The organism is Mycobacterium sp. 5-140-3-2 (assembly GCF_035666375.1).
Taxonomy (GTDB): Bacteria; Actinomycetota; Actinomycetes; order Mycobacteriales; family Mycobacteriaceae; genus Mycobacterium; species Mycobacterium intracellulare.
The window spans coordinates 5,506,222-5,519,465 of the sequence record NZ_CP142025.1 but is presented as its reverse complement, the minus strand read 5'-3'; the positions used below and the strand labels follow the sequence as shown (position 1 = coordinate 5,519,465).

At 67.7% G+C, this 13,244-nt stretch carries 12 protein-coding genes; 6 read left to right on the top strand and 6 right to left on the bottom strand.

Annotated elements, in window-relative coordinates:
- Positions 1 to 117: 117 nt before the first annotated feature.
- Together P6281_RS25910 and P6281_RS25905 are read left to right on the top strand one after the other, a co-directional pair.
- Positions 118 to 1,254 carry a DUF7064 domain-containing protein gene (locus tag P6281_RS25910; protein ID WP_324738991.1) on the top strand — a complete coding sequence of 379 codons (1,137 nt, stop codon included), beginning with the start codon at positions 118 to 120 and terminating at the stop codon, positions 1,252 to 1,254.
- Positions 1,251 to 2,330, top strand: coding sequence for a phosphotransferase family protein (locus tag P6281_RS25905; protein WP_014712594.1), 1,080 nt, complete (start codon positions 1,251 to 1,253; stop codon positions 2,328 to 2,330). Before P6281_RS25910 ends, P6281_RS25905 begins: the two co-directional genes overlap by 4 nt.
- A 4-nt stretch (positions 2,331 to 2,334) precedes the next feature.
- Here the strand turns inward: P6281_RS25905 and P6281_RS25900 are convergent, their stop codons facing one another.
- Both P6281_RS25900 and P6281_RS25895 read right to left on the bottom strand, forming a co-directional pair.
- Positions 2,335 to 2,778: an ATP-binding protein gene (locus P6281_RS25900; protein WP_041298298.1), complete on the bottom strand. Its 444-nt coding sequence runs from the start codon at positions 2,776 to 2,778 to the stop codon at positions 2,335 to 2,337.
- Positions 2,779 to 2,838: 60 nt separating this feature from the next.
- Entirely contained in the window at positions 2,839 to 3,216 is a 378-nt protein-coding gene (locus P6281_RS25895; protein WP_014712592.1) for an STAS domain-containing protein, read from the bottom strand.
- A gap of 350 nt (positions 3,217 to 3,566) precedes the next feature.
- Here P6281_RS25895 and P6281_RS25890 point away from each other — a divergent pair, with 350 nt between their 5' ends.
- Positions 3,567 to 4,460, top strand: coding sequence for a fructose bisphosphate aldolase (locus P6281_RS25890; RefSeq protein ID WP_014712591.1), 894 nt, complete (start codon positions 3,567 to 3,569; stop codon positions 4,458 to 4,460).
- Between the two features lie 27 nt (positions 4,461 to 4,487).
- On the opposite strand, the gene P6281_RS25885 is transcribed toward P6281_RS25890, so the two are convergent.
- The 3 genes from P6281_RS25885 to P6281_RS25875 form a co-directional block, all read right to left on the bottom strand.
- A complete protein-coding gene (locus tag P6281_RS25885) occupies positions 4,488 to 5,567 on the bottom strand; it encodes a DUF190 domain-containing protein (RefSeq protein WP_192579428.1) in 1,080 nt (359 codons plus the stop codon).
- An 81-nt stretch (positions 5,568 to 5,648) separates the two neighbouring features.
- A complete protein-coding gene (locus tag P6281_RS25880; protein WP_014712589.1) occupies positions 5,649 to 6,821 on the bottom strand; it encodes a sulfotransferase family protein in 1,173 nt (390 codons plus the stop codon).
- Positions 6,821 to 7,915: a DUF1214 domain-containing protein gene (locus tag P6281_RS25875; RefSeq protein WP_014712588.1), complete on the bottom strand. Its 1,095-nt coding sequence runs from the start codon at positions 7,913 to 7,915 to the stop codon at positions 6,821 to 6,823. The genes P6281_RS25880 and P6281_RS25875 overlap by 1 nt, the downstream gene beginning before the upstream one ends.
- A 147-nt stretch (positions 7,916 to 8,062) precedes the next feature.
- Between P6281_RS25875 and P6281_RS25870 the strand changes: the two genes are divergently transcribed.
- Positions 8,063 to 9,460 carry an IS1380 family transposase gene (locus P6281_RS25870; RefSeq protein ID WP_041320958.1) on the top strand — a complete coding sequence of 466 codons (1,398 nt, stop codon included), beginning with the start codon at positions 8,063 to 8,065 and terminating at the stop codon, positions 9,458 to 9,460.
- 179 nt (positions 9,461 to 9,639) lie between these two features.
- A complete protein-coding gene (locus P6281_RS25865; RefSeq protein ID WP_050989404.1) occupies positions 9,640 to 10,278 on the top strand; it encodes a TetR family transcriptional regulator in 639 nt (212 codons plus the stop codon).
- Here the strand turns inward: P6281_RS25865 and P6281_RS25860 are convergent.
- Positions 10,265 to 10,861 carry a TetR/AcrR family transcriptional regulator gene (locus tag P6281_RS25860; RefSeq protein WP_014712586.1) on the bottom strand — a complete coding sequence of 199 codons (597 nt, stop codon included), beginning with the start codon at positions 10,859 to 10,861 and terminating at the stop codon, positions 10,265 to 10,267. The two genes, P6281_RS25865 and P6281_RS25860, sit on opposite strands and share 14 nt — an antisense overlap.
- A 157-nt stretch (positions 10,862 to 11,018) precedes the next feature.
- Here P6281_RS25860 and P6281_RS25855 point away from each other — a divergent pair, with 157 nt between their 5' ends.
- Positions 11,019 to 13,244, top strand: a complete 2,226-nt coding sequence (locus P6281_RS25855; RefSeq protein ID WP_014712585.1) for an acyl-CoA dehydrogenase — start codon at positions 11,019 to 11,021, stop codon at positions 13,242 to 13,244.

Genomic DNA, 13,244 nt, shown 5'->3' with positions numbered 1-13,244 from the left:
GCGATGTTACGGGATGCGTTGTGCTGCTTCGGTATCGGATGCCAATTCATCCCGGACGCAGTCCTTCGCCGAAACGCCTTGCGGCGCAACGACGAACCCCGCCAGAAAGGCCGAATGATGGCGTATTCCGCCGCCGACGAGTCGTTCACCCACCAGCTCCCGAGCACGTTCGACCAGGTGCACAACGCCGATCCGACGTGGTCGGATCGCTGCTATTTCTTCGCCGCGTCGCCGGACGGCACCTTGCTGCTGGCCAGCGGCTACGGCAACAACCCGAACACCGGCACCGGGCTGGGCTACGTCAAGGTCAGCCTCGCCGACGGCCGGCACTGGGACCTGCTGTCCGGGCGGCCCGTCACCGGCGACGACCGCGGCGACCTGAGCGCCGGACCGATGCGCTGGACCTGCGTCGAGCCGCTGAAGAAGTGGCGGCTGGACGTCGAGCCCAACAACTCCGGGATCGAGTGGGAGCTCTACTACGAACCCACCGCGCCGATGTGGGAGCTGTTGCCCATGAAGGTGCGTGGCAAAAACGGCGAGTTGCTCGCCGACATGTACCACATGAAAGAACCCGGGCGATGGAGCGGCTGGGTGACGATCGATGGGGAACGCGTCAGCGTCGACGGCTTCCACGGCGGCCGCGACCGCACCTTCGGCGTGCGGGTCTCGGACAAGATCGACTTCTGGTTGTGGCTCGACGCCGGGTTCGACGACCACGCGATCGAAGCGTGGATCATCGAATCGTCCGACGGCACAGTCAATTACGTCGACGGCGGCATCACCTACGCGGATGGGAGGCCGTCGAAACGATTCGTCAAGATCGAGCACGATGTCGAATTCGACGGCGACCGCAAGCGACCCGCCCGCGCGATACTCGTGTTCACCGATGAAGACGGCCAGGCCCATCGCGTGATCGCCGAGGCACCCCACCAGCAAGTCAACGCCTACTACGGCCTGCCGATGGCACACTGCCAATACGAAGACTTGGGTGGGGGCGCCTACTTCATTCATTTCGCTTGGGACAGTAGCCATCCCGACCAGCTGTCCGAGACCGAGAGCAAATCGATGGCGCTCGACCAGCTGATGCGATTCGAGCGGGACGGCGAGACCGGTTGGGGCATCTTCGAATTGCTGCTCGGCGGGCAGGGCTATGCCCGCTACCCCAACTGGACCGCGATGGACATGTCCGCCTTCACCCAGGACAAGACCCCGGTCGATCGCTTGCAGGAGGACAGCGACGGGGTTCGGCGATGACCCTGGACGCCGATCGGGAACGGCGGTTGACCGACTGGGTGCGCACCCAGGTGCCCGACGCCGCCGACGTCCGCCTCGAGGGCATCGACCGGGTGAGCTTCGGGCACTCGGCGGAGATGATGACGCTCAGCGTCGTCACCCGGCGCGCCGGCCGCGACGACCGCCGCGACGTGGTGTTGCGGCTGCGGCCCCGGCCACCCGCGCTGCTGGAGCCCTACGACCTCGCGCGCCAGTTCGCCATCCTGCGCGCCCTGGCCGGCACGCCGGTCCGGGTCCCGCCGGCGCTGTGGCTCGAACCGACCGGCGAGGTCCTCGGCCGGCCGTTCTTCGTGATGGAACACGTCGCCGGCGACGTGTACGAAATGGAGCCACCCGCCGGTGCGGCCGACCACACGGTGGTCCGGATGTGCCAGAGCCTGGTCGAACAACTTGCCGCCATCCACACCGTCGACCTCACCCGGACCGGGCTGGCCACCCTGGACGACGGCGCCGACCACCTGGAGCGCGAACTGGGCCACTGGGCCGCGGAGATGCACCGGGTCAAGCGCGACCGCCTGCCCGCCCTGGAGCGCCTCCATGGGGCCCTGCTCGCCGGCAAGCCGGACCCGTGCCCCACGGTTTCGCTGGTGCACGGCGACGCGAAGCCGGGAAACTTCGCTTTTACCGCCGGCGAGGTGAGCGCCGTCTTCGATTGGGAGATGACGACCGTCGGTGACCCGCTCACCGACATCGGCTGGCTGGAGATGCTGTGGATGCAGCCGGTCGGGATCAACAGCCACCCCGCGGCCCTGTCCATCGACGCCCTGCTGGCGCACTACGAATCGGCCAGCGGGATCAGCGTTGTCAACCGGCCCTGGTACCGGGCGTTCAACGCCTACAAGATGGCCGTCATCTGCCTCATCGGCGCGATGCTCGTCGAGGACGGCCACAGCAACGATCAAAAACTCGTGCTAGCCGCCTACGGCACCTCGCTGCTGACCAGAGCCGGGCTCGCCGACCTCGGAATCGACGAACCCCTCGACGACGGGCCGGTGCTGCCGCGCGACGACCGCATCGCGCAGGTGCTGTCCGGATAGGCGTTCAGGCGGTGCAGGCCGACCGGGTCAGGCCGGTCCAGACCAAGGTGACGCGGGTGCCCCGCGGAGTGCGGGCGATGGCCGCCTCGTCGGCGAGGGCCTCCATCAACGGGATACCGCGGCCACGCATCTGGGCGCTGCGCTGTGCCGGCACCTGCTGCCGCCAACGGCCCCGGTCATCGACGGTCACGGCGAGGGTGTCGGAGTCGGCGTCGTAGGCCGCGCGCACATCCACGGTCCCGCGCTGCGTCGCGTCGACGTACGCGAACTCCGCGGCATTGGCGATCGCTTCGTTCACCGCGAGGAGCAGGTCGCTGAAGCGGTCTGTGCACAGGGAGAAATACCGGTTCAACCAGGCGCCGAACTCGACGCGGGTCCGGGCGGCGCTGCGTGCGTCGGCCGCCACGCCCGTTCGGACGAAAAGAGTGCGGTCATCGAGGTTCGACATGTTATGCGGCCGATCGAACCGACCCATCGCCCCCAGGTGTGTTCGCACTCCCGTCGAGGCTCATTCCCCGGCGATACCGCTCAGCGCGCCGTCCAGGCTGCTGTACAGCGCGAGCACGCTGTCGATCCCCATCAGCTTGATCGGCCTGCTCGTGGCCGAGCCGTTGGCGACGACCGCGAACTTCGTCGGCGGTTCGACCTCGGCCTGCGCGGTCACCAGCACGGTCATCCCGGCCGACGCCAAGAAACCGACGTTCGACAGGTCGACGATCAGCGCCGCGGGCTTGGTGGCCAACGCGGTCTGGATGGCGTCGGCCAGCTGCGGCGAGCTGAGCATGTCCACTTCACCCGAGACGGTCAGCACGACCGCCTGATCTACCTGGTGTTTGCCCACTTCAAAAGCGGTTGGGTCGACGACATCGCCGGATTGTTCGCCCATGGTCTATCACTCACATTCGGTCCCGTGCGGGACACCGCTAGCTCTGGTACAGCCACTGCCATATCCGGGGGCTGCTGATTCAACCCCTCGGGGAACACGCTTGCCTACGCGGGAGATCCACCCCGGTCGATCTGCGCCGCTCAGTGCAGATACAGCTACAAGTGTTTGGTCAATGGTAGGACACGCACCAATCCCGCCTCAAAATGCTGCACGATTCCCGCCGCCCGGCGGTCCCGCGACGGCCTGTCTCTTCCGGTCGGGGCTGGCCGAATATGATCGGCACGATTCAGGCTTGAGCGCGCGCGGCCTCCCCGGCCGGGTGCGCCCATTACGAGGGAGTGAAGAGTTCAATGTCGAACCAGCAGCAAGCGGACCGGATGACGTCGGGCAAGGGATTCATCGCTGCGCTCGACCAGAGCGGCGGCTCGACGCCGAAGGCGCTGCGCCTGTACGGCATCGAGGACAGCGCGTACTCCTCCGACAAGGAGATGTTCGACCTCATCCACGAGATGCGTTCGCGGATCATCACCGCCCCGTCGTTCACCGGTGACCGGGTGCTGGCGGCGATCCTGTTCGAACAGACCATGGACCGGGAGATCGAGGGCAAGCCGTCGACCACCTACCTCTGGGAGACCAAGGGCGTGGTGCCGATCCTCAAGATCGACAAGGGGCTGGCGGACGCCTCCGACGACGTCCAGCTGATGAAGCCGATGCCGGGCCTCGACGAGCTGCTGGAGCGGGCCGTGGGCAAGGGCGTGTTCGGCACCAAGGAGCGGTCGGTGATCGGCGGGGCCAACGCCGAGGGCATCGCCGCCGTGGTCGCCCAGCAGTTCGAGGTCGCCCGTCAGGTGCTCGCGCACGGCCTGGTGCCGATCATCGAGCCCGAGGTCACCATCTCGATCTCGGACAAGGCCGAGGCCGAGCGCATCCTGCGCGACGAGATCACCAAGCAGCTCGACAGCGTGCCCGACGGGCAGCGCGTGATGCTCAAGCTGAGCCTGCCCACCGAGGCCAACTACTACCGTCCGCTGATCGAACACCCGAAGGTCATGCGGGTGGTGGCCCTCTCCGGCGGCTACTCGCGCGAGGAGGCCAACGAGCTGCTCGCCAAGAACACCGGCCTGATCGCCAGCTTCAGCCGCGCGCTCACCGAGGGGCTTTCGGTCGACCAGACCGACGAGCAGTTCAACACCACGCTGGACAAGGCGATCCAGTCGATCTACGACGCCTCGGTCGCCGGCTGACCTGTTGCGCCGCGCTCGCGATCGCCGCTAATAGCGGTGCCGGGCCATGCGCGGCGGCCCCTGCCCGCTGTCGCCTTCGTCGGACACCAACGCGGGCACCATTTCACTGGTGACCAGTCCCTCTTCGCTCGTCAATTCGTCGATGACAGCGAAGGATTCGGCGACGTTGGCCGGGGTGTCGATCACGATGGTCACCACGGGTACCCGGCGAGTCAGCGAGAGCAGCTTGTCGCCGTGGGGCGGGTGATCGCCGTGAAACCCCCACACGCCACGCAGGACGGTGGCGCCGTCCGCGGTCCCGGCCTGGCGTAGCCGCTGGACGATCGCGCGGTGAATCGGCGCGCCGCCGCGCTGCGCCGACTCGGAGGTGTAGATCGTCAGCTTCTGCCACAGCGGCAAGCCGTGTTCGTCCGTTCCGGGCAGGGCGTGCGGTCGTTCCAAAAACTGTCCGTCGCGCTTGCAGACGCGGACCCGTTCGAGGGTGAACAACGGCGTTCGCAGCAGCCCGGCGAGTTCGGGCAACACGCGGCCGATGCGCTCACCGGAGCCGACGACGACGATCATCATCGGAACGTCAGCGTTGCGGCCAAAGAAATTGGCGCGCTGGCGTTCTCCGTGCGCGACACCGTCCACGCCCAACAGCACCGTGGCGCCGGCCAGGCCGCGCCGGTGCATCAAGTCGCAGAGGGCGATGTAGGCCGGCGTCCCGTTCACGCGTTGCTTGCGGCCGACGTAGATCGTCAATTTGACGGCCTCGTGCAAGTCCTCGGGCAGCTGCGGGGATCCGATGTCCTCGTGCAGGAGCCGCGCACGCTCCAAGGTGACCAGGCCGCGTTGTTTGATCGTCAGCACGGGGTCGAGCAGTGCCTCGATCTTCGTTCTGGTGTCGACCGCGACGATCACGACGGGCGGATCTTCCGACAGCGTCAACGACTGATCAGTACGAAAATGGCGCATCGTGCCGAAGCCGCTGATGCCGCGCAGCGCCACGCCGGCAGCGATGCGGTGCCGCTCATAAAGGCCGAGCAGCACATCGGAGACAAAGCCGTCGCCGGTCCGCCGGCGCTCCGCCAGATAGGTGGTGAGCTTCAGACAATCTTCATCCACCGCCGCTCCCATCGCCTTGCGGCGAGCCTACCGCTCGGAGAGGCTATGCACCGCAGGCGCGTTCGATGCCGTCCGGACGCCTCACCGCAGCGGTTCGGCCGGTACCCCGTAGCGGTCCTGATACGCGGTCACCCGCTCGCGGACCTCACCGGCATCGAGCCCCGTGTCCGACCAGGTGTAACGGCCGTGCCCACCGTCGGAGGGATGGGAGGCGAGGAACTCGCGCATCTTCTGCTCGGTGTCGGGCCGCAGCTCGCGGTCCAGCCGCCGGTAGATGTCTTTGATCGTGGTCCACGGGTCGGTCATGAAATCGGCGAACCGCACGTCGATGACGCGCCCCGCGGGCACGGCGCCGCTGTCGCGCAACGCCATCTCCCGGTCCAGGCCGACGACGATCTCCTCGTAGGACTGGGCCGCACACTCGGTGATGCTGGATTCGTCGCTGCACATCCGGCGCAGGTGATGGGTGAGCGCGGCGATCGACGAGATGACGTTGACCGGATCGCGGTGTGTCTGCACGATCAGCGCGTCCGGGTATTCGGCCAGCAGCGCGTCCAGCTGCCACAGGTGCGCTGGCGATTTCAGCAACCACTGGCCGGGCACACCGGACTGCAAGTGCTGCAGGAAGTTTCGATGGAAGCGATACGCCCCCGCGTGGTCGGCTTCATACAGCAGCCAGCGGTAATAGCCCGGTAGCCGATACTGCACCGAGAAGATCATGCTGACGAACTGGGCCGCGGTGATGCGCACGCATTCCTGCCCGACCAGGGCGCCCATCGGATGAAAAGCCAAGAAGCCGGGCATGATCTGTTCGGACATGTCGATGCTGGCCTGAATCTGGGCGATACGCGGATCGTCGCGGTAGGTGTCGGGCTGCGGGACGGGGCAGGGCTCGTCGACCTCCCAGGTCAGTGGGGCGCGCAGCTCGGGATCCTGGGCGAGTAGGTCGTAGAGGATCGTGGTGCCGGTGCGTGGCTGGCCGACGATGAATATCGGCGCGGTGATCTTCTGCGCGGCGACCTCGGGATGTTGCTTGCGCCAAGCGATAACGCCGAGCCGGTTCTTCAGGGCGCGCATGAGGTCGAGGTGAGCGATCTCGACGCCGATATCCGATAGCCGCGCATCGTTGATCAACCCGTCGGTGACGCGGTGCAGCCCGGGACGCCAGCCCTCGGCGCCGAAGTCGTCGCTGCCGACTTCCTCGCAGGCGGCGGCGATCAGCCGTTCGGGGGCGAACCGGTCCTGCAACGTCATCACCGCTGCCGTCCCTGGTGCACCGACACCGTCACGTCGGGTGGGCTCGGGTTGTCCAGCCAGCGCAGGACGATGAACCCGCGCTGCCGGCCGCCGGTGTCGAGCCAATGACCGAGCCCAAAGTCCTCGTCGGAGACCGCGATTCGCACGCGGCCGCCGGCGTCGGGCCGCACACCGCGGTTGGTCACCGAGCTGTGCCGGCGGCGCGGCTCCAGGCATTCGTGCCAGATGCTTTCCAGAGTGACGTTCCAGTACCGCGTGTTGGGTGGTGCGATGTCGAGTACGAGGGCCTGGCCGGGTTCGAGCCGGAAGGTTCCCATCATGTAGAGGTTGTCCGGCGTGGTGTCGGCCGCGCCCAGATCGGCGGCCTGGGCCGTCAGCAAGGTGTTCGGGGTTTCCAGGAGTTCGGGCTTGATGGTGCGGTGCAGGGTCGTGAGCTTCATCAGGGACCACGCCATCGCGGTGAACTGATCGGCGAGTTCGTCGTCGGTCAGCGCCGTCAGCGGGCCCGGGTCCAGCGCTTCGATGCGCAGCGCGGCGAGTTTCTCGGCGGCCCGGTCACCGGTGTACTCCCGCACGACCACCGACGACGCGTCGGCCGGGATCTTCACCCACTGCGCGCCGGCCAGGTCGGGCGGTTCGTCGGCGGACAGGACGAGCGTGAAGTCGCCCTCATTCAGTGCCAGGTCGGTGTCGCTGACGTAGCCCGCCATCCGCCGCGGGGTCAGCCCGGTGCCGGCCAGGATCTGAAAGCCGAGGTAGGCGCTGGTGCCGCGGGAGCCGGTGATCCGGTAGCGGCGGTCCCCGCGGATCATCGCCAGGTAGTAGTTGCCGTCGGGGTTGGGGCCGCCCACCATTCGGTTGTCCGAACACATATCGAAGAACGACGGCCGGTCCGGGTCGGCCTCGACCGACATTTGCGCGCACAGCGAGGACACCCGCGCCACCACCCGCAACCCTTCGGCGAGTTCGCGTTCGGACTCGGCGTCCTCGGCCACGATCTTGCTGACGTCGGTGAGCATCTGCTGGAAGAACTCCAGCGCGGCGCGGGCCTTCGGGGCGGCCGGGACGGACGGAACACCAGTCTGAGACATCGTCTCATGCTAAGACTATGTCTTAGCCTTGATCCACCGATAAACGGGCTGGTTGTCGGGGTGTCGGAATGATGAAAGTGCCCTCTGAGCTGGAAAGATTGGTGTTCTCTACGCAACGATCTAACCGGTTCAAGAAAGGCACTTCCAGTGCAAGTGTCCCACAGGTTCGGCCCTGACTCTGCTGTGTTCGACGAGGACAATCTCGTGTCCTGCGCGGGCCTGGTCCCGGTGATGGCCCTGGCCGAGCAAGCAGGCCTGACACGGTTGTTGGACAACAAGATTCACATCGAGTCGACGCGGGTCAAGTCCGGGGCAGCCAACCCGGCCCCGAAACTGGCCACCCTGATCGCGGGCATGTGCGCCGGCGCGGACTACATCGACGATGTCGACTTGGTCCGCGCCGGCGGCATGAAGACCCTCTTCGGGCCGGTGTATGCCCCCTCCACCGTGGGAACCCTGCTGCGCGAGTTCACCTTCGGTCACGCCCGCCAACTTGACGCGGTACTGGCCGAGCATCTGGCCGGCCTGTGCGAGCAGGTGAGTCTGCTGCCCGGATCAGACGTGCGCGCCTTTGTCGACATCGATTCGCTGGTACGCCCGGTCTACGGACACGCCAAACAGGGCGCCTCCTACGGACACACCAAGATCGCCGGCAAACAGGTTCTCCGCAAAGGACTGTCCCCGCTGGTCACCACGCTGAGCACCGACACCACCGCACCGGTGATCACCGGCATCCGGCTACGAGCCGGCAAGGCTAACTCCGGTAAAGGGGCCGCCCGCATGGTCGCCCAAGCGCTGAGCACCGCGCGCGCGGCCGGAGTCAGCGGACAGATCATCGTCCGTGGTGACAGCGCCTACGGATCACGGGCGGTGATCCGGGTGTGCCGCCGCTACGGTGCGGTGTTCTCCCTGGTACTGACCCGCAACGCGGCGGTGCAACGCGCCATCGATGCCATCGACGAGCACGCCTGGACCCCCGTGCGCTACCCGGGTGCAGTCCGTGACCCCGAGACTGGGGCCTGGATCTCTGATGCCGAGGTCGCCGAAATCACCTACACCATCGCCGAATCCGGCACCCACCAGGCGCTCACCGCCCGCTTGATCGTGCGCCGCGTCAAAGACGCCACCCAACCCGAAGACGGCCTGTTCCCGATCTGGCGGTATCACCCGTTCTTCACCAACTCCACCGAGTCGGCCACCGACGCCGATATCACCCACCGCCGCCACGCCATCATCGAAACCACCTTCGCCGATCTCATCGACGGCCCCCTGGCCCACATACCTTCAGGACGCTTCGGCGCCAACAGCGCCTGGGCCGTCTGCGCGGCCATCGCCCACAATCTGCTGCGCGCCGCCGCAACGCTGGCCGGCGCCCGTCACCGCACCGCCCGAGGAGCCACCCTGCGCCGACACCTCGTCAACGTCCCGGCCCGCCTGGCCCGACCCCAACGCAAACCGATCCTGCACCTACCCACCCACTGGCCCTGGGAACCAGCATGGAACACCCTGTGGCACAACATCATCGGCTACCAATCCAGCGCCTGAACCACCATCCACCCGCCCCGCCAACCAGGACCCAACAGGAAACGCTGGGCAGACCAGCGGCCCTGCCACGCCCACCACCAGCCCAAATCAAGATCAACAGCTCAACCGCCGACCGCAGGGTCTATCGGTGGAATCAGGCTTAGGCTTGTGGTGTCGATTCGGGAGAACAGGGTGGGGGCATGTCTGCTACGTCCGCTTGTGCGCCGGCTTCGGTGCCGGTGACGTCGCTGGCCGAACGGAAGCGAGCGGCCATGCGTCAGCGCATCGCCACCGCCGCCGCCCGGCTGGTCGCCAGTCGGGGTCTGGCGGGGGCGACCGTGGACCGCATCGCCGACGCCGCCGACATCGGCCGCGCGACCTTCTTCCGGTACTTCAACTCCAAGGAAGACGCCGTGGCCGAGGGCATGAATGGCCATTGGCTCGACCGGATCACCGCCGCCCTCGCGGGCCAGCCGCCGGAGCTCGGCGCGATCGAGGCGGTCATCGGCGCGTTCGGCGAACTCGCCCGCGACTTCGCCGAGATCGAGAACCAGGTGCGCGAATTGGCCACGCTGACAAGGTCATCCGAGACGCTGGACGCGTGGACGCTGCACGTCTATGTCCGCTACGAGGTGGCGATCGCCGAGCTCGTCGCGCCGCGGATGGCCGGGCTGGCCGCCCACGATCCGCGGCCGCGCCTGATCGGCGCGCTGGCGATGGCGGCGGTGCGCATCGCCCTCGACGACTGGCTCAGCCACGGCGGCTCGTTGCCCGACCGGGTGAGCCGGGGGCTGGCCGCAATCTCGGTCGACCGCGCGGCGGCGGTCAGCCCCGGCTGAGTGCGTCCACGATGAGCCGGGTGGTCCGTTCCGCCCGCCGTCGGGAGTAGGGCTGCGCGCCGGACAGGATCGGATACACCACGCCGCCGACGATGGCGTCCGCGGCCGATTCGGCGACCGCCTCGTCGATGCCGTCGGCGAGCAACCGGGCCCGCACGCTATCGTGCAGCGGCGCACTGAATCCCGCGCGCAACTTGACGGCGGTGTCCTCGTGTTCCATGCAGGCGACGGTCAGGGTGCGCAGCATGGCCGAACCCCGCGGCGTCGTCAGGCTGGCGAACAGCTTGCCGACCCACCTCACCAGATCGGCTGCCAGATCGCCGCTGTGGTTGACCGACGCGAGCAGCGTGTCGGCGTCTTCCAGCATGACGTCGGCGACCAGCGCGGGTCGGGTGGGCCACCAGCGGTAGATGGTCTGCTTGCCCACGCCGGCGCGGGCGGCGACGGCCTCGATGGACAGGCCGTCGAACCCGCGCTCGAGGAGCAGTTCGCGCGTCGCCGTGACGATCGCCGTGCGGGACTTCTCGCTGCGACGCCGGGGCGTGTTCGCCGGCGTGCCCACCTCGGTGAGATCGCTTGGCATCTGGTGGTCCTCACTGCGGCGCTGGCCCGCTTTACATATCTTGACTACCCCCGGTAGTCTGCCACAAGACGAGACGGTCCGTCTTGTCAGACTCGCATCCGGAGCCGAAAGGGTAGCAATCAGTGCGGCCATCGTCAGTCACTATGCGGCCGCCCGCATGACCCTGGGGCTGAGCCCGGAACAACAGGAGCTCTGCGACGCCGTCGGGCAGTTCGCTGCCCGCAACGCCCCGATCGCCACGACACGCGCCAGCTTCGACGAGCTCGCGGCGGGCCGCCCACCAGGATGGTGGGATGCGCTGGTCGGCAACGGGTTTCATGCCGTGCACCTGCCGGAGGACCTCGGCGGCCAGGGCGGACGGCTGATCGACGCCGCGTGCGTGCTGGAGGCGGCGGGCAAGTCGCTGTTGCCCGGCCCGCTACTGCCGACGGTGGCCGCGGGTGCGGTCGCCTTGCTCGCCGATCCGACACCGAGCGCGCAATCACTGGTGCGTGACCTCGCGGCCGGCGTCACCGCCGCCGTCGTGCTTCCGGGCGACGGGGATCTGCACGCCCGGGCCGTGGACGGGCGGTGGGCCCTCAGCGGGGCGTCGGAGGTAACACCGGGCGTGTGCGCGGCGCGGATCATCCTGGTCGGCGCGCCGACCCGGGAAGGCGACGTCGTCTGGGTGCCGGTCGACACCCAAAAGCGCGCGGTGACAGTCGAACCCGTCCGCGGCACCGACCTCGTCGCCGATGCCGGGATCATGCGTCTGGACGACTACACGGCGACGGACGACGAGGCACTCACCGGGATCGACGCGGAACGCGCGCGTTGTGTGCTGTTGGGTCTCGTCGCCGCCACGACGTCCGGCATCGTCCAGTGGTGCCTGCAGGCCGTCACCGCCCACCTGCGCAGCCGCGAACAATTCGGCAAGGTGATCGGCACGTTCCAGGCGTTGCAACACAGCGCGGCAATGCTATTGGTCAACAGCGAATTGGCCACCGCGGCGGCCTGGGACGCGGTGCGCGCCGTCGACGAATCACTCGATCAGCACAGGATGGCCGCCGCCGGGGCGGCCGTGATCGCGATCTCGCCCACCCCGGACCTGGTGCTCGACGCGTTGACGATGCTCGGCGCCATCGGTTTCACCTGGGAGCACGACGTGCACCTGTACTGGCGGCGGGCCATCAGCCTGGCGGGATCCATCGGCCCGGCGAACCGCTGGGCGCGGCGGCTGGGGGAGCTCACCTGCACCCAGACGCGCGACATGTCGGTGAACCTCGGCGACGCCGAGCCCGAATTCCGTTCCTGGGTGGCCGAGAGGCTCGATGCGGCTCTGCAGTTGCGCAACGACAAACCCGCGCCGCACGGCGACTATGAGCACCTCGCCACCGGGCCGCAACGCACGCTGATCGCCGACGCCGGCCTCATGGCGCCGCACTGGCCGGCGCCGTGGGGCGTCGATGCGGATCCGTTGAAACAGCTCATCATCGACGAGGAGTTCGCCAAGCGACCCGGCCTGGTTCGGCCCTCGCTGAACATCGCCGAATGGATCCTGCCCTCGGTGTTGGCTGCCGCGCCAAAAGACTTGCAGGAGCGGCTGATCCCGGCGACCCAACGCGGCGACATCCTGTGGTGTCAGCTGTTCAGCGAACCGGGAGCCGGCTCCGACCTCGCGTCGCTGACCACCCGCGCGACCAAGGTCGATGGCGGCTGGCGGATCAACGGCCACAAGATCTGGACGTCGTTGGCCCAATACGCCGACCTGGGTGCGCTCCTTGCGCGCACCGACCCCGAAGCCAGCAAGCACCGCGGCATCGGCTACTTCATTCTCGATATGCGTTCCCCCGGGGTGGAGATCCAGCCGATCAAGACGGCGACCGGGCAGGCGCATTTCAACGAGGTGTTCCTCAACGACGTGTTCATTCCCGACGAGATGCTGCTGGGTGGCCCCACCGATGGTTGGAGCCTGGCGATCGCGACGATGGCCGAAGAGCGTTCGGCCATCAGCGGATACGTCAAGTTCGACCGGGCCGTCGCGCTGCGCCGGCTCGCCGCTCAACCCGGACCGGACCGTGACGACGCGTTGCGTGAGCTCGGCGAGCTCGACGCCTACACCAACGCGATCAGGGCACTCGGGGTGCGCGAAACCATTCGGCTGCTCGACGGTCAGGCGTCCGGCCCGGCGTCCAGCATCGCCAAGGTCGCGATGAATGTGTTGCTGCGGCGCACATTCCAGGCCACGCTGCAGCTCACCGGGCAGGTCGCGATGGTCGACGACCCCGACACCGCGGTGGTGGAGCCCTATCTGCATCTGCCGGCCGAGCTGATCGGCGGGGGAACCAGGGAGATTCAGCTCAACATCATCGCGCAGATGATCCTCGGACTACCCCGAAAGTAG

What these genes read in the sequence shown, in the direction of transcription:
- P6281_RS25875 (WP_014712588.1), bottom strand. Translation starts at nt 7,915, where the DNA reads ATGTCTCAGACTGGTGTTCCGTCCGTCCCGGCCGCCCCGAAGGCCCGC.
- P6281_RS25890 (WP_014712591.1), top strand. Translation starts at nt 3,567, where the DNA reads ATGTCGAACCAGCAGCAAGCGGACCGGATGACGTCGGGCAAGGGATTC.
- P6281_RS25900 (WP_041298298.1), bottom strand. Translation starts at nt 2,778, where the DNA reads ATGTCGAACCTCGATGACCGCACTCTTTTCGTCCGAACGGGCGTGGCG.
- P6281_RS25905 (WP_014712594.1), top strand. Translation starts at nt 1,251, where the DNA reads ATGACCCTGGACGCCGATCGGGAACGGCGGTTGACCGACTGGGTGCGC.
- P6281_RS25880 (WP_014712589.1), bottom strand. Translation starts at nt 6,821, where the DNA reads ATGACGTTGCAGGACCGGTTCGCCCCCGAACGGCTGATCGCCGCCGCC.
- P6281_RS25855 (WP_014712585.1), top strand. Translation starts at nt 11,019, where the DNA reads ATGACCCTGGGGCTGAGCCCGGAACAACAGGAGCTCTGCGACGCCGTC.
- P6281_RS25860 (WP_014712586.1), bottom strand. Translation starts at nt 10,861, where the DNA reads ATGCCAAGCGATCTCACCGAGGTGGGCACGCCGGCGAACACGCCCCGG.
- P6281_RS25895 (WP_014712592.1), bottom strand. Translation starts at nt 3,216, where the DNA reads ATGGGCGAACAATCCGGCGATGTCGTCGACCCAACCGCTTTTGAAGTG.
- P6281_RS25910 (WP_324738991.1), top strand. Translation starts at nt 118, where the DNA reads ATGGCGTATTCCGCCGCCGACGAGTCGTTCACCCACCAGCTCCCGAGC.
- P6281_RS25865 (WP_050989404.1), top strand. Translation starts at nt 9,640, where the DNA reads ATGTCTGCTACGTCCGCTTGTGCGCCGGCTTCGGTGCCGGTGACGTCG.